This is a genomic window from Nocardia sp. BMG111209, assembly GCF_000381925.1.
Lineage (GTDB): Bacteria > Actinomycetota > Actinomycetes > Mycobacteriales > Mycobacteriaceae > Nocardia.
Genome location: NZ_KB907307.1, coordinates 2,986,522 through 3,006,077, shown reverse-complemented (window position 1 = coordinate 3,006,077; position 19,556 = coordinate 2,986,522). Strand labels below are relative to the sequence as shown.

The 19,556-nt window shown below is 67.0% G+C and carries 20 protein-coding genes and 1 pseudogene; 6 read left to right on the top strand and 15 right to left on the bottom strand.

The features are described 5' to 3' along the window. The first annotated feature begins 36 nt into the window (after nt 1-36). The gene (locus tag G361_RS0113875; protein WP_019927689.1) at nt 37-1,590 is read left to right on the top strand and encodes an acyl-CoA synthetase; all 1,554 of its coding nucleotides are present in this window, start codon (nt 37-39) and stop codon (nt 1,588-1,590) included. A 39-nt stretch (nt 1,591-1,629) separates the two neighbouring features. On the opposite strand, the gene G361_RS0113870 is transcribed toward G361_RS0113875, so the two are convergent. After that, nucleotides 1,630-2,430, bottom strand: coding sequence for an enoyl-CoA hydratase (locus G361_RS0113870; RefSeq protein ID WP_026343010.1), 801 nt, complete (start codon nt 2,428-2,430; stop codon nt 1,630-1,632). Between the two features lie 149 nt (nt 2,431-2,579). Here G361_RS0113870 and G361_RS0113860 point away from each other — a divergent pair, with 149 nt between their 5' ends. Both G361_RS0113860 and G361_RS0113855 read left to right on the top strand, forming a co-directional pair. Continuing rightward, nucleotides 2,580-3,365 carry an SDR family NAD(P)-dependent oxidoreductase gene (locus G361_RS0113860; protein ID WP_052172663.1) on the top strand — a complete coding sequence of 262 codons (786 nt, stop codon included), beginning with the start codon at nt 2,580-2,582 and terminating at the stop codon, nt 3,363-3,365. Between the two features lie 4 nt (nt 3,366-3,369). Beyond that, nucleotides 3,370-4,374, top strand: coding sequence for a TIGR03617 family F420-dependent LLM class oxidoreductase (locus tag G361_RS0113855; protein WP_019927685.1), 1,005 nt, complete (start codon nt 3,370-3,372; stop codon nt 4,372-4,374). A gap of 38 nt (nt 4,375-4,412) precedes the next feature. Here G361_RS0113855 and thiL read toward each other — a convergent pair whose 3' ends face one another. After that, nucleotides 4,413-5,468, bottom strand: a complete 1,056-nt coding sequence (gene thiL, locus G361_RS43575) for a thiamine-phosphate kinase (RefSeq protein WP_196814480.1) — start codon at nt 5,466-5,468, stop codon at nt 4,413-4,415. Continuing rightward, on the bottom strand, nt 5,465-6,136 hold the full coding sequence (locus tag G361_RS50310) for a hypothetical protein (RefSeq protein WP_196814479.1): 672 nt from the start codon (nt 6,134-6,136) through the stop codon (nt 5,465-5,467). The genes thiL and G361_RS50310 overlap by 4 nt, the downstream gene beginning before the upstream one ends. A 202-nt stretch (nt 6,137-6,338) precedes the next feature. Here G361_RS50310 and G361_RS0113845 point away from each other — a divergent pair, with 202 nt between their 5' ends. Then, nucleotides 6,339-7,106 (top strand): hypothetical protein, encoded by a 768-nt coding sequence (locus tag G361_RS0113845; protein WP_155981443.1) that lies wholly within the window; start codon nt 6,339-6,341, stop codon nt 7,104-7,106. Between the two features lies 1 nt (nt 7,107). Beyond that, the gene (locus tag G361_RS48305; protein WP_196814478.1) at nt 7,108-7,713 is read left to right on the top strand and encodes a bifunctional 2-polyprenyl-6-hydroxyphenol methylase/3-demethylubiquinol 3-O-methyltransferase UbiG; all 606 of its coding nucleotides are present in this window, start codon (nt 7,108-7,110) and stop codon (nt 7,711-7,713) included. Here the strand turns inward: G361_RS48305 and G361_RS48300 are convergent. Further along, nucleotides 7,710-8,231, bottom strand: a complete 522-nt coding sequence (locus G361_RS48300) for an HIT family protein (RefSeq protein WP_196814477.1) — start codon at nt 8,229-8,231, stop codon at nt 7,710-7,712. The genes G361_RS48305 and G361_RS48300 overlap by 4 nt on opposite strands. Nucleotides 8,232-8,375: 144 nt before the next feature. Between G361_RS48300 and G361_RS0113840 the strand changes: the two genes are divergently transcribed. Beyond that, nucleotides 8,376-9,059, top strand: a complete 684-nt coding sequence (locus tag G361_RS0113840) for a d(CMP) kinase (RefSeq protein ID WP_196814476.1) — start codon at nt 8,376-8,378, stop codon at nt 9,057-9,059. A gap of 687 nt (nt 9,060-9,746) precedes the next feature. Here G361_RS0113840 and G361_RS51805 read toward each other — a convergent pair. From G361_RS51805 to G361_RS0113780, 11 genes and pseudogenes are all read right to left on the bottom strand, one after another. Further along, nucleotides 9,747-10,002 (bottom strand): annotated as a pseudogene (locus G361_RS51805) (acyl-CoA dehydrogenase family protein); the annotation flags it as partial. A 207-nt stretch (nt 10,003-10,209) separates the two neighbouring features. After that, nucleotides 10,210-11,022 carry an NAD(P)-dependent oxidoreductase gene (locus G361_RS0113825; protein WP_304412515.1) on the bottom strand — a complete coding sequence of 271 codons (813 nt, stop codon included), beginning with the start codon at nt 11,020-11,022 and terminating at the stop codon, nt 10,210-10,212. A gap of 111 nt (nt 11,023-11,133) precedes the next feature. After that, complete coding sequence (locus G361_RS0113820; RefSeq protein WP_019927678.1) at nt 11,134-11,952, bottom strand: NAD(P)-dependent oxidoreductase; 819 nt, start codon at nt 11,950-11,952, stop codon at nt 11,134-11,136. A 55-nt stretch (nt 11,953-12,007) separates the two neighbouring features. After that, a complete protein-coding gene (locus G361_RS0113815) occupies nt 12,008-12,529 on the bottom strand; it encodes a DoxX family protein (protein WP_019927677.1) in 522 nt (173 codons plus the stop codon). Nucleotides 12,530-12,533: 4 nt separating this feature from the next. Further along, nucleotides 12,534-13,487, bottom strand: coding sequence for an alpha/beta hydrolase (locus tag G361_RS43570; protein ID WP_019927676.1), 954 nt, complete (start codon nt 13,485-13,487; stop codon nt 12,534-12,536). 97 nt (nt 13,488-13,584) lie between these two features. Continuing rightward, the gene (locus G361_RS0113805) at nt 13,585-15,252 is read right to left on the bottom strand and encodes a thiolase C-terminal domain-containing protein (protein ID WP_019927675.1); all 1,668 of its coding nucleotides are present in this window, start codon (nt 15,250-15,252) and stop codon (nt 13,585-13,587) included. A 72-nt stretch (nt 15,253-15,324) separates the two neighbouring features. After that, nucleotides 15,325-16,695 (bottom strand): cytochrome P450, encoded by a 1,371-nt coding sequence (locus tag G361_RS0113800; RefSeq protein ID WP_019927674.1) that lies wholly within the window; start codon nt 16,693-16,695, stop codon nt 15,325-15,327. Nucleotides 16,696-16,708: 13 nt separating this feature from the next. Beyond that, nucleotides 16,709-16,900: a ferredoxin gene (locus G361_RS0113795; RefSeq protein WP_026343008.1), complete on the bottom strand. Its 192-nt coding sequence runs from the start codon at nt 16,898-16,900 to the stop codon at nt 16,709-16,711. A gap of 9 nt (nt 16,901-16,909) precedes the next feature. Continuing rightward, complete coding sequence (locus tag G361_RS0113790) at nt 16,910-17,770, bottom strand: mycofactocin-coupled SDR family oxidoreductase (RefSeq protein ID WP_019927672.1); 861 nt, start codon at nt 17,768-17,770, stop codon at nt 16,910-16,912. 64 nt (nt 17,771-17,834) lie between these two features. Then, a complete protein-coding gene (locus G361_RS0113785) occupies nt 17,835-18,548 on the bottom strand; it encodes an SDR family NAD(P)-dependent oxidoreductase (protein WP_019927671.1) in 714 nt (237 codons plus the stop codon). Next, entirely contained in the window at nt 18,545-19,348 is an 804-nt protein-coding gene (locus G361_RS0113780) for a TauD/TfdA family dioxygenase (RefSeq protein WP_026343007.1), read from the bottom strand. Before G361_RS0113780 ends, G361_RS0113785 begins: the two co-directional genes overlap by 4 nt. Nucleotides 19,349-19,556 lie beyond the last annotated feature (208 nt).

Genomic DNA, 19,556 nt, shown 5'->3' with positions numbered 1-19,556 from the left:
GTTCCATTCTTCGATGACCGGTGCCGGAGCGGTGCGATGAGTGCCGCGGAACTGACCCCGGCCCGATTCGCCGAGAAGGATCCGGACCGCCCGGCGATCGTCATGGGCTTCGGTGGCGAGACGGTGACCTACGCCCAGCTGGAGGACCGCTCCGTCCGCTTCGCGCAGGCGCTGCGGGCACGCGGGCTGACCGTCGGCGATCACATCGCGATCGTCATGGAGAACAATCGCGCATTTCTCGAGATCACCTGGGCGGCACAGCGTTCCGGGCTCTACTACACGGCGGTGAACCGGCATCTGCGGGCCGGTGAGGTGCAGTACATCCTGGACGACTGCGGGGCCACCGCCCTGATCAGCAGTGCGTCCATGGCCGATGTGATCGTGGGCCTGGACCTGTCGAAACTCGGTGTGCGGGTGTCCGCGGGCGGCGACCTCGGTTTCGAACGGTACGAGGACCTGCTCGCCGAACAGCCCGGCGGGCCGCTCGACGGCGAGTGCGAGGGCCGGGAGATGTTGTACTCGTCGGGAACGACGGGGCGGCCCAAGGGGATTCGCAAGCCGCTGCCCGCCACCCCGCTCGGCGATCCGAGCGCGGGCCCGGTGCAGATCGCGCGCGGGCTGGCCATCACCGGCGCGGCCGAGGGCGCCGTGTACCTGTCCCCGGCGCCGCTGTATCACGGTGCGCCGCTGGTGTTCTCGATGTCCTGGCAGCGCATCGGCGGCACCGTGATCGTGATGGAACGCTTCGAGCCGCAACGGTTCCTGGAACTGGTCGAGCAGTACCGGGTGACGCACGCCCAGGTGGTGCCGACCATGTTCATCCGGCTGCTGAAGCTGCCGCCGGAGGTGCGGGACCGGTACGACATCTCCAGCCTGGTCGACGTCACCCATTCCGCGGCGCCGTGCCCGGTGGCGGTGAAGCGGCAGATGATGCAGTGGTGGGGCCCGAAGATCAGCGAATACTATTCGGGCACCGAGGATGTCGGGCACACCCAGATCACCGCCGCGGAATGGCTGGCCCATCCGGGTTCGGTCGGGCGGCCGATGCAGGAGTGCCACATCGTCGGCGAGGACGGCGAGGAACTGGGCACCGGCGAGGTGGGCATCGTCTACTTCCACGGCGGGCGGCCGTTCGAATATCACCACGATCCGGCGAAAACCGCCGCGGCCGCGCATCCCAAGGGCTGGCGCACCCTCGGCGACATGGGCTATCTCGACGCGGACGGGTACCTGTACCTGACCGACCGCCAGGCCCACATGATCATCTCCGGCGGCGTGAACATCTACCCGCAGGAGACGGAGAATCTGCTGGCCGGGCATCCGGCCGTGGCCGACGTCGCGGTGATCGGCGTACCCGATCCGGAGATGGGCGAGCAGGTGAAAGCCGTTGTGCAGCTGATGGATCCGGATGCGGCCGGACCGGAACTGGCGGGCGAGCTGATCACGTACTGCCGGGCCGAACTGGCCGCCTACAAATGCCCGCGCACGGTCGACTTCGTCGCCGAACTGCCCCGCGACCCCAGCGGGAAGCTGTACAAACGCCGTCTGCGCGAACAGTATTGGGAGGGACACGATTCCCTGGTCATCTGATCCGCCCGGGGGAACCGGCCGGTCGCGACTGCGCTCGGGTCAGCCGCGGCCGGTCTGGGCGCGGCCGCGCGCGGTCACCCCGGCCCGCCGCTCGGCGACGAGATCGGTGCCGGGAGCCCAGGTTTCGGCGAGGATCCCCTCCAGCAGATGCGCCTCGTCGAGGGTGGCGGTATTGGCCAGGCGCCGGTAGTGCTGCAACAGCAGCCGCACGGCGGTGCCGTCGTTGCCCGCGATGTCGGCGGCCAGCCGGCGGGTGAACGGGAGCAGATCCTCGTGCGGCACCACATGATTCACCAGGCCCAGCCGCAGCGCCTCGTCGGCGGTGAGGAAGTTGCCGGTCAGCGACAGCTCCAGGGCGCGGCGCAGGCCGACCGTGCGGGCGAGCAGCACGGTCATCCCGCCGCCGGGCATGACACCGACGCGCGCGTGGGTGTCGGCGAACCGGGCCCGCTCGGAGGCCACCAGGAAGGTGCACTGCAATGCCACCTCCAGGCCGCCGGTGACCGCCGCGCCGTTGATCGCGCCGATGATCGGCTTCTCGGTCACCGGCAGGAAGCGGTAGAGGCCGTTGCTGGTGCGCTCCGGTCCGGTACCGGCCGGCCGGGGTGGCTGCGGCGGCCGCCCGGCGGCCGCCTCGGCCAGATCGACGCCCGCGCAGAACGCCGGATCGGCGCCGGTCAGGATCACCACGTCCACGTCGGGGTCACGGTCGGCGGCGGCCACCGCGTCCCAGAGTTGCCGGGACAGTGCGCGACTGAGCGCATTGCGGGCCCCGGGACGGTTGAGCGTCACGGTCGCGATGCGATCGGCGGTATCGACCAGGACGAGGGGTTCGGACACGGCCACCTCCGCGGAGAATGCGATTCGGATGTCACAGCGATCATGCCCGGCGGTCTCATCGGTGTCCAGAACTGCATTCTTGACGACGAGAGCAAGATTCTCATAGCGTCGACGGTGGACGTCACGACGGCGGCCGGTGAGGAGGAGCGATGGCCGACGAGCGGACGCGACCGGAGGTGACCAGGTCACCGGCCCAGTTGTTCGACCTGACCGGCAAGGTCGCGCTGGTGACCGGCGGCAGCCGCGGGCTCGGCCGGGCGATCGTGCTCGGGCTGGCCGCGGCGGGCGCGGACGTGGTCGTCGCCAGCCGCAAACTCGAGGCCTGCGAGGCGGTCGCGCGCGAGGTTACGGCGCTGGGCCGCCGGGCACTGCCGGTGGCCTGCCACGTCGGCCACTGGGACGATCTGGGCGCGCTGGCCGACCGCGCCTACGAATATTTCGGCAGGGTCGACATCCTGGTCAACAACGCCGGCCTGTCGCCGCTGGCGCCGTCGTCGGCGCAGACCGCCGAGGACCTGTTCGACAAGGTCGTCGCGGTCAACTTCAAGGGCCCGTTCCGGCTGTCGGCGCTGATCGCGGAGCGGATGGCCGCGGGTGACGGGGGATCGGTGATCAGCATCTCCAGCAGCGGCGCGCTGCGGCCGTCGCCGAATTTCGGCCCCTACGCCGGATCGAAGGCCGCGCTGAACGCGATCAGCGTGGCCTTCGCCCAGGAATTCGCGCCGAAGGTGCGCTTCAACGTCATCTCGCCCGGCGGCTTCTACACCGATATCTCCAAGGGCTGGGCGACCCCGGGTGCGGAGGTACCCGGCGCCCCGTTGGGCCGGTTCGGCTATCCGGACGAGATCGTCACCGCGGCACTGTATTTCGCCAGCGACGCGTCCTCGTACACCACCGGCTCGCTGCTGCGGGTCGACGGCCTGGAACCGGTGTGACGCGATGCGGATAGATACGACCTTCGGCGGCCTGACCGGCGCCGCGGCCCGCGCCCGGGAGGTGGAGGCCGCGGGCTTCGATGGCCTCTGGGCCGGTGAACTGAACGGGGATCCGTTCCTGCCCTTGGCGATCGCCGCGGAGGTCACCGAGCGCATCGATATCGGCACCTCGATCGCGGTGGCGTTCGCGCGCTCGCCGATGACCCTCGCCTACACCGCGGTGGACCTGCAACGACATTCGCGCGGCCGCCTGCACCTCGGCCTGGGCTCCCAGGTGAAACCACACGTGCAGCGCCGATTCGGGATGCCGTGGGGCAGACCGGCGCCGCAACTGCGCGAATACGTCCTGGCGCTGCGCGCGATCTGGTCGGCCTGGTCCGACGGCACCGCCCTGGACTTCCGAGGCGAGTACTACCGGCACACCCTGATGCCACCGGATTTCGTTCCGCCACACCACGAATACGGCCCGCCACGGGTACTGCTGGCCGGCGTCGGCGAGGCGATGACCCGGGTCGCGGGCGAGGTGGCCGACGGCTTCCTGTGCCACGGCTTCACCACCGCGCGCTGGATCCGCGAACGAACCCTGCCCGCCCTGCGGGCCGGCCGCGAGCGCGCCGGCGCGAGCCTCGACGGCTTCGACATCCTCGCCACCCCGTTCGTCGTCACCGGCACCGACCAGCAGATCACCGAGGGCATCCCGAAAACCCGCGCCCGCATCGCCTTCTACGCCTCCACCCCGTCCTACCGCGGCATCTTCGAACTGCACGGCTGGGACGGCGTGAACGAGGAACTCACCGCCCTCTCGAAATCCGGCCGCTGGCAGGATATGCCGCCGCTGATCACCGACGAGATGCTGAACGCCTTCGCCCTGATCGCCCCCCTCGACGAACTACCCGCCCTGGTCGCGCAACGCTTCGGCGGCCTGCTGACCCGCCTGTCCTTCCACCCACCGACCGGCCTCGACACCGATCAGACCGCGGAACTGGTGCAGCGACTGCGCAACTGCTGATCGAATATACGCATTCGAGGGCTGTCACGGCCGGAACGTCATACATGCCGCCAGGAGGCGCCGGGAATATCGGTCGCCTGTTGGTCTCGGAGCAGGTACGAGCCGGATCCGGATTCCACTCGGCCGATGACATGGAGATCGAGGCCGGACCGCGCGCATTCCGCCGCCAGGGAATCAAGCGCGGGCGCATCGACTGTCGCCACCAATTCGAAGTCGACGGAGTCACCGAACAAGAGGTCGAGCACATCGCAGTTCAAGCGCACGGCGGCTCGCCGTACTGCATGCTGGACCGGCAATTGGCCTTCATCGAGGGTGATAGAGACCCCGCTGGCGCGGGACAGTGTCTCCACCGCACCTTTGAGTCCGTCCGAGGTGTCGATGCAAGAAGTTACCGCCGGATGGCGCGCAAAAATTCTGCCGTGCGCCACCCGCGGGCTGACTCGTTGCCATTTTGCGAGTAGTGACGAGTACTCGTCGCAAGCGATATTTTCCCCGGCATTGGCAAGTTTCATGGCGCTGCCGGCAAGTCCGGTCGGCCCGGTGATGCACAGCAACTGGCCCGGCCGGGCACCTGTACGAACAAGCAAGTTTCCGGGCTCGACAACACCGAAGGCACTGGCGGACAAGATGATTCGCTCAGCACTGCCGATATCGCCACCGACGTTGAGCGCTTGGGCCGCGCGCGCGCCATCGCGAATCCCTTCGACCAGTTGGAGGAAGTCACTGTCCGGAAGATTTTTTGGATAGCGCACGACCGACAGCAGTCCAAGTGGTATCGCGCCCATGGCCGCGATATCGCTGATATTCGCTCCCGCGAGATACCAGCCGATATCGTAATTGGTCATGAACCCTCTCTCGTAGAGACTGAACTTGGGTCCGCGAACATAATCGGATCCGGCCACCAGAATTTGATCTCCACCGAGTCGGAACGCAGCGCAGTCATCCTGCGCGGCAACACCCAGGAGCAGTCGGGCACTGGCGCCGTTGTCCAGAACCGTATGCGACTTCTCGACGCCCATGGCCGGCACGATTATCTCCGAAATCTTGGACGGCTCGTCAAGAGGGCTTTCCGCAGTCGGTGCGTATATCGTCACAACACAGCTCCTTCGGTGGCGACTCCGGTCGCCCAGCAATGAATAGTTCGATGAAAAAGTTCTCGCCTTACCACAACTGCCCAGTCGCATTCCTCCGGAGGAATTGCGATGCTCGCCCCGGCTACTACTCTGAGATACTGGCTGATCATGCGTCGCTGTGGCCGGGCGACGAAGAATCGTTCCCCATCGGAGGCAAGATAGTACGGCAACCGGTCGATGCACAAACCAGCTACTTCTTGCCAACCGTCCAGTATTGAGAGCGGCAGCCCGTCGTCGGTCATGCGCTCGACCATGGGTTCGAGTGCGAGTGGCAGTACATGAAGATGCGCGTGACTGATGCAGGCCGACCGCATCGCTTCGGTCGATCCGTGTTCGAGTATTACGAATCGTCCGAAAATGTCCGCGTATATTTTGAGAAACCCGACCAGGAACATCTTGAAGTCGCATTCGGGATCTGCTATCGCTTGGGCGGCGCTGAAATAGTGCATCCGAGGGCAAACCAGTACATGCCCCACGACCAGCGGTGAAAGATCGACGACCGCTACGCTGTCGGCCGTCGCAGCCAGGTATCGCCCGGTCCGGGGATACGTGCGCGAGAATTCGGTATCCGCGGTCCCGGAAAACTCGGCACACAGGTCCGATCTGTCACAAAATTCAGTTGGCCCCACCCGGACAAGCCTAACAGCTGGGTGTCGATCGTGCTCACGAAATCTGTTGCGTACTAACATTATTGACGTATCACACGCTGATACTGCGAGGCGTGTGGTAAACCGGCTGGTCGCCATGTGGTACCGGTCACTCCGCTGCGGTAGCATCCGCGTCGCCCGAAGATGAAGGTTCGTTGTGCGCTGGTGGAATCGATAGGAATCGGTGTTGAGATCTAAGGTTGCTGCCGCTTGGGACAAGGGTATTGCCACTGCGGCGCTGGCGGTTCTGGCTGCCAAGAGCCAGAGCTTTCCCGATCAACGACTGTGGGCCGACGTGACCGACCGCGTGCCGGTGCTCATACCGGTGCTGTTGGTTGTTGCGGCAGTCTTCACCCTCGGCCCCTTCGCTGCTCGGGCGCAGCGGAGCCTGGTCGGTCGGCGTACGCAACTCGAGCGGGAGGTGCTCGTCCAGTTCGGAAAGATGATCCGAGAGGCGGACCGCGTGACGAAAGGTTCCCATTTCGAAGATTTCGGTTTGCACGCATGGCAGATGAAGCGGCCGTGGGGGCCGCTCGGGGAGAGGCGGCTGCACCGCGTCGCCACCTATCGACTCGGCGGCAATATCGTGCTTCGCAAGTTCGAGCCGAGGCGTGGGCAGGGTGTCGTGGGCATGTGCTGGGAGAACAATACCGAGGCGGCATTCGATGCGGAGAAGCTCGCGGCGGTCGCGAATACCGAGGCGGCGTTCGATGCCCTGCGAGCTGCGGAGGGCAATGCCGCAGTGATGGGGTTGGCATGGGACGAGTTCCAGCGGGTTCGTCATCGTGGTGCGGTTTTCGCTTCGCCGATCCGGGACAATAACCATAATTTCCGCGGCTGCCTGAGCTTCGACGCCAAGAGCGAATATCTCGCTCTCGCCTCATCCGAGGTGCCGGAACTGTTGAATGAACTGGCCCTGCGGATGCAGGCGCACGGATTCGACGAGATGTGACATGGACGGCGACACCCTGTCGTGGTACGAAACCAATGCCGCACATTACATCGAGCGAACCGGTTCTTTCGAGTTCTTCCATGGCCTCGAAGCGGACCTGATGGAATTCATGAATTTCCTGCGGAGCGATTCGACCGTTATTGATCTGGGCTCAGGTGGGGGCAGAGATGCGCGGCGGATAGTCGAATCGGGGCACTCCGTGATAGCGGTCGACGCAAGTCCCGCACTGTTGCGGCGATGTCTCGTCGAGGCAGATATGTCGCGACGGGTTCTCGGTGTCAACGCCGATCTGCTTGCTCTGCCGTTCGCACGCGGCTCGGCCGGTGGGATATGGGCATGTGGCAGTATGCTGCATTTGCGGCGACACGAGATCCCCGCGGTTGTGTCACGGTGCTTCGAAATACTGCGGCCCGGAGCACCGATCGGCTTGAGTATGAAGGAGGGACGGGGAAGTGAACGCCGCGGCGATGGCCGGTTCTTCACCTATACCAGCAGGCCGGAGCTGAACGGTTGGCTACTGCGGGCCGGCTTCGAACGGATTCGAATAACCGGACCGTCTCGAAATGACTGGCTTCTCGCCATAGCGGTCAAACCGGAAAGATATTAGCTCCAGGAATCCGGGTCGCAGTCGGAGAATACCTGCCGGATCCCACCGCGCGGATCCGGAACATCTCCGTACCACCGTGGAATTATGTGGAGATGAAGATGAGGTACGGTACGTCCCGCGGCCGATCCGTCATTGACGCCTATGGTGAATCCGTCCGGGCAGAACATGGAATCAAGCTTTTTGCGCATGGATTGTGCAAGAATATGTAGATCTCGTGTTTCCCGCTCGGACATGTCGAAAAATGACAGAATATGTCTGAACGGTACGATTTCGATATGTCCTCGACTGGCCGGAAAATTGTCCCAGCGGGCGTACATCGTGCCACGGCGGCGAACGACCGTGTTGACAGTGGGATCTGCATGGCGACAGAAGATGCACGACGGGTCCGAGATCACCGGACCGTCGCCGACTGCCATGATGGGATCAGACCGTACGGGTTTGTATGGATCGTCGAGTGGCAGCAGTAACTGTTGTGATTCGATCGCGCGCACTGCAGCTATTCGGTCGCTGCTCGACATGGTCGGTGTCCTACCGTTGGGTTCTCGGCGAATGGCAAAGTGTAGCAGGAACCGGTCGGTAGGGAACGCTGTCCGGGCCGAATCCTGCTGTCATGCAGATTGTTTCGACTCTCGAAGAGTGTCTGCGTGAACTACACTCTTCTGGTGGGTATTCAACCACGTCGTAGCGGGTCCCGCCTTGTCATCGCGGTCGACGGGGGTGTCGCAACCGGCAAGTCGTCGGTGTGTACCTCTGTGGCGCAACGGCTCCGGATTCCCTATTTCAATGCCGGTCTGCTGTATCGGGCCCTTGCGCTGTGGTGTGTCACTCAGGGCCTCTCGCTCGATAATGCCGACGGCGCGACGGTCGTCGCTGCGGGCAGCTATCCGGTCTTCGTTTCGTTCGAAGACGGAAATACCGCGGTTACTTTGGCCGGCTACGATGTTTCCGATCAGCTCAAAACCGCCGAGGTGAGCAGCGTTGTGCCGATGATTGCTCGGCATTCCGGAGTCCGGGAAATCATGAACACGCGGCAGCGGGAGATCGTACGGCAAGCCGTATCCGAGTACGGCGGCATCGTCATCGACGGGCGTGATGCGACAACCGTCGTCGTGCCCGACGCCGAAGTCAAAATCCTGCTCGTGGTCGACCGGGAGGCGCAAGCACGCCGTACCGACGTCTGCGAAGGTGGAATTCGAGCTGCCGAACGGGATGCGGCTGATGCGGCAGTAAGCGATTTCCTTCACCCGCGATCCGGAGTCGCGGTATTCGATACCAGTGCCATCGACCTCGACGAACTTGTCGCACAGGTGCTCGCCTATGTATTCACTCGCCATCCCTGGTGGTAATGGGAGGATTCGAGGATTCGGTCGAGCACGGCGCACACCTGCGGGCCGCGGCCGAGCGCGCCGCGCAGGAAAAGCTGGTGCACCAAGGTTTCCGGGATCTCGGTGCCGGACAGTGCCGCGCCGGATACTGTGTCCCGTGGTTCGCCGGCGATGCCGATGTCGGCGACTCGGCGACTCGCCGGCTGCCGTTCTCGGCCCGGACGGCGACCACACGGTCGGCCCAGGACGCGCAGGGAACAATCGGTGGCGGTACCGCTTTCGAGGACACATACGATGCGGCGGGCGTCGTCGGTCTCGAGCCCGGCGGTGTCCAGCAGCGAGCAGGTCGTGTTCGGCCAGGGGCGCGCGACACCGTGGTAAGCGGCTGCGCGCAGGAGTTCCGCGGCCTCGTACCAGCCCGCGCCGCTCCCGTCGGCTGCTCGGGCCCGGTGAGGGCGGGTGAGGCCGAGCTCACCGAGCTGGTGCCACAGCGTGTCGTCGCAGAGGGTGGACGCCTGGTGCGATGACCCCGCACTTTGTTGGTGCCGCCCCGCAGAGTGAATCCGGGCCGCTGCAACGCGGCCTCGTCGACCAGCTTCCGGTTCTCCGGTGGCGCGGCGGCATCCGTGAGCGCGCCGGCGAATTCGGCGATGTCGCCTTCGGTAGTGGTGCCGAGCACGGTTGGTGTGACCCGGTCATCTATATGATCGGCCGGATGTCCACGGCGGGGGAACACAGATCCACGATGAACGGGGAGAGCCCGTCGTGCCGGTGCTCACGGTCCAGCGGGCGGCTGCAGGCCAGGCAGATGAAGATGGGCCCGGAGGTCCACACCCTTTGGTGCCGATGATCCGCCAGCCGTCCTCGGCCCGTACGGCCCTGGTGCGCACGCCGGCGAGGTCCGAGCCGGAGTCGGGCTCGCTCATCCGATCGCGAAGAAGCACTCGCCGCGGGCGATCGCCGGCGACTGGCCGTCCGATCGGGTCCTTGCCGAGCATCCGCATCCGGTCCGCTGGCCTTCACCGCCCATGATCGCGGCGGTCACTACGCCGCACGGCAGGCTCCCGATCTCCTGGTCGCGGATCTGCGGGCGTTCTTCGGCGCTTGCCGGAACACGCCAGCACGCGTGGGGTGATGGTCCGGCCGAGCTGGGCGCTGCCGGCCGCGCCGGTCAGGAGTCGGCCGGGATGACCGTGTCGAGGACGCCGAGGTCGGTGCCGAGGTCGGCGGTGACGCTGCGGACCACGGCGATGTCCTTGCGGACGAATTCGCCGACGGAATCGAAGAACGCTGCGACCGAACCCTTTCCGGCGACGCCCAGCAGGGCGCGGCTGGCGGCGCTGCCGTGGGGGAGGGCGGACAGCAGGGTGGCCTCGTCGACGCCGAGCTGTTTGCCGAGATCGACTGCGGCGGAGAGCAATCCGATGTTGGCGGTGAAGACGGCGTTGTTGACGAGTTTCACGCGCTGGCCGTGGCCGAGCGGGCCCACGTGCAGGACCGGGTCGCCGTAGGCGGACAGGGCCGGGCGGGCCGCGTCGAAGGCGGCCTCGTCGCCGCCGACGAGGATGGTCAGGCGGCCCGCGGCGATGTCGTGGGGGCCGCCGCTGACGGCGGCATCCGTCACCGAGACGCTGTGCCGGGCAGCGTGTTCGGCGAGACCCTCGACCGTGCGGGGATTGCAGGTGGTGTGCACCACCAGGGTGGCGCCGGGGCGCATGGCGGCGAGCAGGCCGTCGTCGACGCATACCTGCCGGACCTGGCCGTCGGTGAAGACGCAGACCAGGACGACGTCCGCGTCCGCGGCGACGTCGGCGAGCGTGGCGTGCACCACGGCGCCGGAATCGGCCAGGGCGGTGCGGCTCTCGGGTGAGCGGCCCAGCACGTGGACATCGTGGCCGGCCTGTACCAGCCGGTCCACCATCGGCCGGCCCATGCGGCCGGCGCCTACGAATCCCAGTCGCATGTGAATCGTCTCCTCGTCGATGAGTGGTGAGCACTGCCCTCGGGTGACCGCCGCCGGGGCGGAAGCGATGGTGGCAGCAGGGATCGCCGCGGCACCCGGGCCGGGTCCGGGGGGAGGCGGGGCGGGCACGGGTCAGCGCGGGTAGTTCATCAGGCCCAGGGTCGCGTCGGCGGCGTCGAGGACGACTCCCGGTGTGGCGCCGGCACTCTCGGCCAGTTCGGCGATCAGGCCGACGTCCTTGCGGAGCAGGCCGCCGGCGTGCTGGGCCAGGCGGTCCAGGGTGCCGCCGGCGTCGACGATGCGGCCGAGGGCGAAGCTGTTCGCGGTGCCGTGCGAGATGACCTTGCCGAGGTTGGCCGGGTCGACACCGAGCGACTCGCCGAGGGCGAGGGCGGTGGCGGAGGTGGCGAGGTTCGCGGTGAACAGCAGGTTGTTCAGCAGTTTCGCGACCTGACCGGAGCCGATGCCACCGAGGTGGACCATCGGGTTCGCATAGGTCTCGAAGACCGGTCGCACCTTCGCCACCACGTCGTCGGGGCCGCCGACCATCACCAGCAGGCGGCGTTCGGCCGCGCCGATGCCGCCGCCGCTGACCGGGGCGTCGATGAGCGAAACACCTTGTGCGGCCGCCTTGTCGGCCAGTTCGCGGCAGGTGTCGGGGTGCACGGTGGAGTGCACGGCGACGATACCGCCCGGCTGCAGGCCGGCCAGTACGCCGTTCTCACCCTCGAGCACCGCGCGGACGTCGGTGTCGGCGACCACGCACAGGCACACCAGATCGCTGGCGGCCGCCAGCTCCGCCGGGGTGGCCGCCGACTTCGCCGCCGTATCGGCGTACGGCTCGAGCGATTCCGGGCGGCGCGCCCACAGGGTGGTCTCGTAACCTTCTTCGACGATCCGGCGCGCCATCGGCCCGCCCTGGCTGCCGAGGCCGATGAATCCGACCCGCATCAGCTGTCCTCCTGACATCCGAACAATAGGTGCCGCAAGCGCGTTCACCCGATCACTACTGAGCCGCGGGCTCGTTCGCCGCGGCCTTGGGCTGCGGGCGGTAGAACGTGGCCAGCAGGGCCGCGGTCCCGGCGACACCGAGCAGCAGTGCGATACCGCCGCCGGCCCAGCCGGTGATCTCGATACCCGCGGCGTGGTCCAGCGACAGCCAGCCCGGCCCGAGGATGCCGATCGCGACCGACACCACGGCGAGTACGAGCACGTACTCGTAGCCCTCCTTGAATACGAAGAATCCGTTGGGCCGGTGCGCGAGCAGGCCCGCGACCAGCATCACCGAGACGACGGCCGCGGCCGCGAACGAGGTGAGCAGGCCGGCGATCAGCAGTACGCCCGCGCCGACCTCGGTCAGCACGCTCAACCAGGCCTGCAGCACCGGCTGTTTCAGGCCGAGGCCGCCGAACCACCGTGCGGTACCGGCGATCTTGCCGCCGCCGACCCAATGGTTGACCCCGTGCGCGATCATGGTGATCCCCACGACCACGCGGATCAGCAGCAGCGCGACATCCGTGACGTGCATTGCCTCAACTCCTCCGTCCCGGCGCCGTGGCGCCGAACTGTTCTGCCGGACCGGCGTTCTCCCCGGACTCCCGGGCCACCACACACTCCTCGGCGAAGGCCAGTGCCTGCAAGTGGTAGGCGGTGGCCGTCCGGCCGACGCTGATGTTGTGGCCCGCGTCGTACTGGGTGGCGAACACCAATCGCGGTACGGCCGGGAACAATTCGGCCACCGCCGGCATGCCCGCGGGATCGTTGCGCCACACCTGCTCGTGATCGGCGACGGTGAAGCGCACCGGGACCCGCACCCGCGGGCCCAGTACCGGGAAGATCTCCCCGGCCCACTCGTTCACGAGGGTGCCCTCGTAGCGCGGGCCGTTCGAGCCGATCAGCGCGCCGCCGACGTGCTCCGGCGGATACAGCCGGCCCGGCTGCCACAGCAGCTTGCCGACCTTCACGTTGTCCGGACGCGGTCGCACGGAGAGGATTTCGTCGGCGATCGGCTGGCGTTCGCGTCCGGTGCCGGACAGTTCCAGGCCCAGCAGGCCCTCGCCCCGGCCGGCGTCGGCGGCCATCCGCACCGCCAGTTCGCAACCGGCCGAGTGCGCGAGGACGAAAAGCCCCGCGCCGCGCGGCAATTCGCCGAGGATCCGGTCCACCGCGCCGAACATCAGATCGACCCGGAGCTGTCCGTCGGCCACCTGCTCGCCGAACGGCAGCGAGCTGCCGTAGCCCGGCCGGTCCAGCGCGATCACGGTGAATCCGGCGTCAGGACCGGTCCGCAGCAGCGACAGTTCCGGATGGCCGGGGCAGTCGAAGTACGCGGAAGTCGTTGCGCCGCCGTGCAGGGCGACGACCACGGCGCGGGGATCGGCGGCGGGGGCGAACAGGCCCGAGATCGGGATGCCGTCGACGTCGACCACCATGCGAGTGGGGTCGTCGTTGATCGGCACCGGTAGCTCGGTGTCGGTGATCGTCACGGGGTCCTCCGAGTCGGCACCCGGTCGGGGGTGCGGCGGCCACGGCAGTACACGGCGACGTCGGCGCTCTGCGCGGGGGTGAAAACGGTGGTGCGGGTCACGAATCCGCCGCTCTGAGCAGCAGCACCCCGCCGGGGGTGAGACCGCCGCTGGAGACCACGGCCACGCGCGCGTCGGCGACCTGACGGTCCCCGCCCTCGCCGCGCAGCTGCGTGATCGCCTCGTGCAGCAGGCCCATTCCGTGGGTGCGGCCGTGGGACAGCTGGCCGCCGTGGGTGTTCAACGGGATCCGGCCGTCGCGGGCGATGTTCTTACCGCCCTCGAGGAAGTCCTTCGCTTCGCCGATCCCGCAGAACCCCAGGGCTTCCAGCCAGGACAGCGCGTTCATGGTGAAGCCGTCGTAGAGTTCGGCGACGTCGACATCGTCGGGGCGCAACGAGGTTCGCGTCCACACGTGCGCGGCGGGGCCGAGCACCTGCGGCTCGTGGGTCAGCGTCGACTGGTCCCAGTCGATGCGCTCCACGATCTGGGTACCGACCGCCTCCACCAGGATCGGCTTCACCGGCAGGTCGGCGACGGTGTCGACGGCGGAGACGATCACCGCGACCGCGCCGTCACACGGCACATCGCAGTCGTAGAGGCCGAACGGGGAGGTGACCGGGCGCGCGGACAGGTAGTCGTCCATCGTCATCGGATCCCGGTAGATCGCGGTCGGATTCAGCTCGGCGTTCGCGCGGGCGTTCAGCGCGATCCAGCCGAGGGTCTCCTTGGTGGTGCCGTACCGGTGGAAGTGCCGCTGCGCGTTCATCGCCAGCGTGTGCGCGGCCGACGAGGCGCCGAACGGGTACAGGTAACTGCCGGTGCGGCCGCCGCGGCCGCCGCGAATCTTGCCCTGGCGCATCAGGTCTGTGAAGGTGGCCTCCCACAGCGTGCGGAAACACAGCACGTGCCGGGCCATTCCGGTGGCGACGGCCATCATGGCGGCGATGATCGAGCCGCTGGGGCCGAAACTCTCCATACCGCCGTTGTGCCAGGTGGGGCGCAGGCCGAGCGCGGACTCGAGCGCGGTGACGCCGCCCTCGTTGAAGCCGCCCATCTCGCCGCCGCCGGGATACGTTGCCAGACCGTCGATATCGGCCATCGTCAGGCCCGCGTCGGCGACCGCGCGCTCGCACGCCTCGACCGTCAGCGCCAGCGGCGGGCGCATCAGCCGGCGGCCGATCTGCGACATACCGATCCCGGTGAGCGCGACGGCGTCCTCGAACTTCTCCTGCCGCAGCATCGGCCGGATGTGCTTGCCGAAGTCACCGGGCTCGATCTCGTCGCGCGGCAACGGATCCGGCTGCGCGGGCTGCTGCGCGGCGAGCCGGAACATCGGCAGCCACACGTCCTCGTGCTGCTCGAAGACGACCTCGAGCCGCTGACCGAGCTCGAGCTGCTCCGGGTCGGCGTCGATGATGTTGGTGGTCAACCGGACCCGCGGATCGTCGGTGAGCGCGGCCTGCGCGATGACGAACGGGGTCGGTACCCCGGGCAGCGGGAACCGGTGGTTGATCGTGAATCCGGCGAGGGTGGCGGTGCCGGAGACGACCCGTATGCCCATCTCGTGTCCGTGGCAGTACCGGCACACCGGCTGCGGCGGATGGATCAGGGAATTGCAGGACAGGCATTCCTGGATGCGCAGTTGCCCGTCTTCGCCCGAGGTCCAGAAGAACTCGTTCTGCAGGGTCAGCTGCGGCAGGGGACGCCCCGATGCGTCGGCCATGTCGTCTCCTCTCGTGTGCACGGATCGCCCCGCTGCCGCAACGGGATACGCGGCGACAGCGGGGCGGGCGGATCAGATCTGTGCCTGGTCCTTGCGGACGGTCACCGGCTCGGCGAGCTGCTGCTCGTCGCAGATCTGCTGGAGCTTCTCCAGCGTCTCGTCCAGTCCGGCACCGATTCTCGGTCCCGGGGTGAACGTGGCCGGCAGGTGCCGCATGCCCTGGATGACGCCGATGGTGTCGTAGTGCACCGTCGCCTCCTCGTCGCAGACGTAGTCGGGCATCCGGTCCAGCACGGCCAGCAGCATCCGCTTGAACACCATGCGGGCCATGTTCGACCCGATGCAGCGATGGACGCCGAGACCGAAGCTGTAGTGGCGGTTACCCTTCCGCTCCAGATCGATCTCGTCCGGGTTCTCGAAGATCGAGGGATCCCGGTTCGCCATGGCCCACGACAGCCACAGCCGCTCGCCCTCCTTGAACTCCTTGCCCGCGACCTCGACGTCGGCGTCGAAGGTTCGACCGTCGCCGGGGGCGGGCGTGTAGTAGCGGAGGAACTCCTCGGTGGCCGAGTCCAGAATCAGATCCCGTTCCTTGCTGAGCAATTCGCGGCTGTCCGGATTCTGGCCCAGGTACTCCAGGGAGTGGGCCGTCAGCGCGGTGGTGGTGTCGAAACCACCACCGATGATCAGGCCCAGCATGCCCAGGGCCTCCATGTCGGGGAGGGGCTCGCCGTTCATGGTGGACTGGGCGACGGCCTTGATCATGCCCGGACGCGGATTCTGCTTCACCTCGAAGTAATTGGTGAGCAGATCCCGGCCCATCTCGGCGTGCAGGGCGGTGACCCGATCGATATCGGGCGAGTCCGGCGGGGTGTACACGGCGGCGTGCACCGGCTCGTTGTAGACGACCCACTTCTTCAGCGGGATGCCGAGCATCGCCAGGGTGAGCACCGCCGGAACGATGTTCGCCAGTTCGTCGACGAAGTCGATCCGGCCGCTCTCGATCTTCTCGTCGAGAGCGGCGCGAACGACCTCGTCCACGAACGGAATCCACCGATTCACCGCTGCCGGTGAGAGATACGGGTTCAGCGCACCGCGCAGCTCGCGGTGCTCCGACCCGTCCATCTCGAGGATCCCGCCGCGCACGCCACGGGCACGCGCCGGGGTCGGAATCGAGATGCCCTTGTACCCGCGGCGGGTGTTGTCGAAATCGTTCTCGTTGGAGACGTGGGGGCAACGGGCGAGTTCGAACACCTCGCGGTTGCCCGCGGCCACCCAGTGCCCGTCGTAGGTCTCCGACCACGCGACGGGGCACTTCTCCTGCATGTCGCGGGTGATATCGCCGAACTGCTCACGATATTCCGCGGTGTGCCGATCGAAATGGAACGTCGGCTGTCGGTGTGCGGCCTGCTCGGTCACGGCGGGGCCGTTCTCCACGGTCACTGCTTTTCCTCTCTCAGTAGATGGAGATGGCCTGTTCCGGGCAGGAGTGCACGGCCTCGCGGACCGCATCCTCCTGATCGGCGGGCACGTCTTCGCTCACCGGGGTCGAATGACCGTCGATTTCACTGAGCTGGAACGCTTTCGGAGCGATCATGGCGCAGAGCGTATGGCCCTGGCAGCGCTCCGGATCGACACGAACCTTCATCCATCTCTCCTAGACGTGGTAGTCGTACCACTTGAGGTAACCACCGGCGTCGACCCGCTGCTGGGTACCGGTGACGAACCGGGACTCGTCGGAGGCGAGGAACAGCACCATGTTGCTGATCTCCTCGGGCTCGATCCACGGCACCGGCATCGCCTGCTGCACATAGAAGGCCGGGGTCGCGTCCTCCTTGGTCGGGTGCTCCAGATCGGGCCGGAACGACTGGTACATCGGCTCGCTCTGCAACATGGGGGTGTTGCAGTTGGTCGGATGCACGACATTGGCCCGGATCTTGCGCGCGGCGAGATGCGTGGCGATGTCGTTGATGTACTGCGACAGCAGGCGCTTCGCGACCATGTAGGCGACGCCGCCCGGATCGGTGCCGACCTGCGGCTTGTTGGAGGCGTCCATCAGCGCGGCGGTGGAGCCGGTCGCGATGATGGAGGCGCCCTCGTCCAGGTACGGCAGCGCGGCCTGCACGGCGTTGATGACGCCGATCAGGTTGGTGTCGATGACGTCCGACCAGGCCTGCCAGGCCGGCTCGCCCTTCATACCGGCGATGCCGGCCTGGGCGACGACGATGTCGAGGTGCCCCAACTCGGCGACACCGCGCTCCAGCACGGCCTTCAGCGCGGCGGCCTCGCGGACGTCGGCCTGCTCGGCGTGGATCCGGCGGCCGGTCTTCTCGACGAGACGCACGGTCTCCTCGAGATCCTCCGGTCGCGACAGCGGGTACTGGATCGTCTCGATCTGCTTGCAGATGTCGATGGCGATGATGTCCGCGCCTTCTTCGGCCAGCTTGACCGCATGGCTGCGGCCCTGACCGCGCCCGGCGCCGGTGACGAAGGCGACCTTGCCCTCAACGCGTCCCACGGCTTGTCCTTTCCTTGTTCTTCTCTTGGGCTGTCCCACCCGAAAAGCTCGGTGGGATAAGGGGTTACGTGTTGCGACCGCCGTTGACACCGAGGATCTGCCCGGTGATGTACCCGGCGTCCTCGGAGACGAGGAAGGCGACGGCGGCGGCGATGTCGGAGGGGCGCCCGACCCGGCGCACCGGGGTGCGCTCGATGTGGTCGTCGATGGTGCCGCCGAGCAGGCCCTTCTCCTCCGAACGCCGCAGCATCGGGGTGTCGATGAACCCCGGCGGCACCGCGTTCACCGTGATCCCGTGCGGACCCAATTCCAGCGCAAGGGATTTGGTGAGGCCGTTGACCGCCGACTTGGCCGCCACATAGGCGGCCATGAACGGCTGGCCGGAATGCGTGCTGGAGGACGAGATGTTGACGATGCGTCCCCAGCCGGCCTCGAGCATGTCCGGCAGAACGGCCTGCACGCCGTGGAAGACGCCGTGCAGGTTGATGTCGATGATCCGCTGCCACTCCTCGAAGCTGAGGTTGCGGAAGCGGCGGTACTTCTCCAGCCCGGCGCCGTTGACCAGCACCGTGACCGGACCCAGCTTGCTGCGGATCGAGGTGACCGCGGAGGCGATCTCCTCGGGGTTGGTCACATCCGCGCGATACGCGAAATCGTCGCTCTCCGAAGGGTTCAGGTCCAGGATGGCGACGTTGTAGCCGTCGGCGCGCAGCCGCGTGACGATCCCGGCGCCGATACCCGACGCACCGCCGGTGACGATGGCAGTCTTCCCACTCATGCCCAAGCTTCCTCTCCAGCGATGGTCGTGCGATGCATGGTCCGCTCGGATTTCGGGTCGTACGGCAGCGCGCGGTGCAGCATGCCGGTGTTGTCCCAGATCACGACGTCGCCCACGGTCCAGTCGTGGGTGTAGCGGAAACGTTCCTGGGTGGTCCACTCCAGGAGTTCGTCGAGCAGTTCACGGCTCTCGCCGGGTTCCATGCCCACGATGTGGTCGGCGGTGGCGCCGATGACCAGGGAGCGGCGGCCGTCGGCGCGCTGCCACACCAGATCGGTCTCGTGGGTGGGCAGCCGCCGCCAGTCGGCCAGCTGCGCGTCGGTCGGCTCCGGATTGACCAGCCGCTGCGCGGCCTCGAAGCTGTGCACCACGCGCAGGCCGTCGTAGCGCTTCTTCTGCTCGTCGGTCATCGCCTCGTAGGCGGCGTAGGTGCTCGCGAATTCGGTACCGCCGCCGATCATCGCGACGTGGCGCGCGGTGAGCATGGTCGCCTTCGCCGGGACGTCGTTGGTCGTGTCGTCGATATGCCAGCAGAGCGTGCCCCGGAGATAATCGGCGGCGGGAGTCTTGGCGGGATCCAGGGAGACGGTGAAGACCTCGCGGCCGTGCGGCGCCAGCACGGTGCCGAGCCTGCGGCTGAACGCCACTTGTGCCTCGTCGTCGAGGTGCAGGCCGCGGATGAGCAGCACGCCGCGCCATTTCAGCGCCTCCAGGCACCGGGTGATCACGGCGTCGTCGAGGACGTCGACGCCGGTCACCTCCACCCCTAAGGCGGGGCTCAGTGCTGTAGTGTCGATCACAAGAATCTCCCTTTCGGATGTGAGAACCGTACTCTCGCGCGGAATGGCTACGCAAGGGCTGTAGCAATCTCGCCGTCGGGTGGCCGCAGATCTGCGGCGACGGTGAAATCGGAGGTCATGGGCTGGGGTGTCGCGGGTCCTGGATTGTTGCTAGAGTCCGCCGCAGACGAATGTATCATTCTCCAATAACGAGAATGATGTTTCCATG

Bases quoted from the DNA above. Each gene is read 5' to 3' on its own strand.
- G361_RS0113795 (WP_026343008.1), bottom strand. From the start codon at position 16,900: ATGAAGGTTCGTGTCGATCCGGAGCGCTGCCAGGGCCATACGCTCTGC.
- G361_RS48305 (WP_196814478.1), top strand. From the start codon at position 7,108: ATGGACGGCGACACCCTGTCGTGGTACGAAACCAATGCCGCACATTAC.
- G361_RS0113860 (WP_052172663.1), top strand. From the start codon at position 2,580: ATGGCCGACGAGCGGACGCGACCGGAGGTGACCAGGTCACCGGCCCAG.
- G361_RS0113805 (WP_019927675.1), bottom strand. From the start codon at position 15,252: ATGGCCGACGCATCGGGGCGTCCCCTGCCGCAGCTGACCCTGCAGAAC.
- G361_RS0113855 (WP_019927685.1), top strand. From the start codon at position 3,370: ATGCGGATAGATACGACCTTCGGCGGCCTGACCGGCGCCGCGGCCCGC.
- G361_RS0113820 (WP_019927678.1), bottom strand. From the start codon at position 11,952: ATGCGGGTCGGATTCATCGGCCTCGGCAGCCAGGGCGGGCCGATGGCG.
- G361_RS0113815 (WP_019927677.1), bottom strand. From the start codon at position 12,529: ATGCACGTCACGGATGTCGCGCTGCTGCTGATCCGCGTGGTCGTGGGG.
- G361_RS48300 (WP_196814477.1), bottom strand. From the start codon at position 8,231: ATGTCGAGCAGCGACCGAATAGCTGCAGTGCGCGCGATCGAATCACAA.
- G361_RS0113785 (WP_019927671.1), bottom strand. From the start codon at position 18,548: ATGAGTGGGAAGACTGCCATCGTCACCGGCGGTGCGTCGGGTATCGGC.
- G361_RS0113875 (WP_019927689.1), top strand. From the start codon at position 37: ATGAGTGCCGCGGAACTGACCCCGGCCCGATTCGCCGAGAAGGATCCG.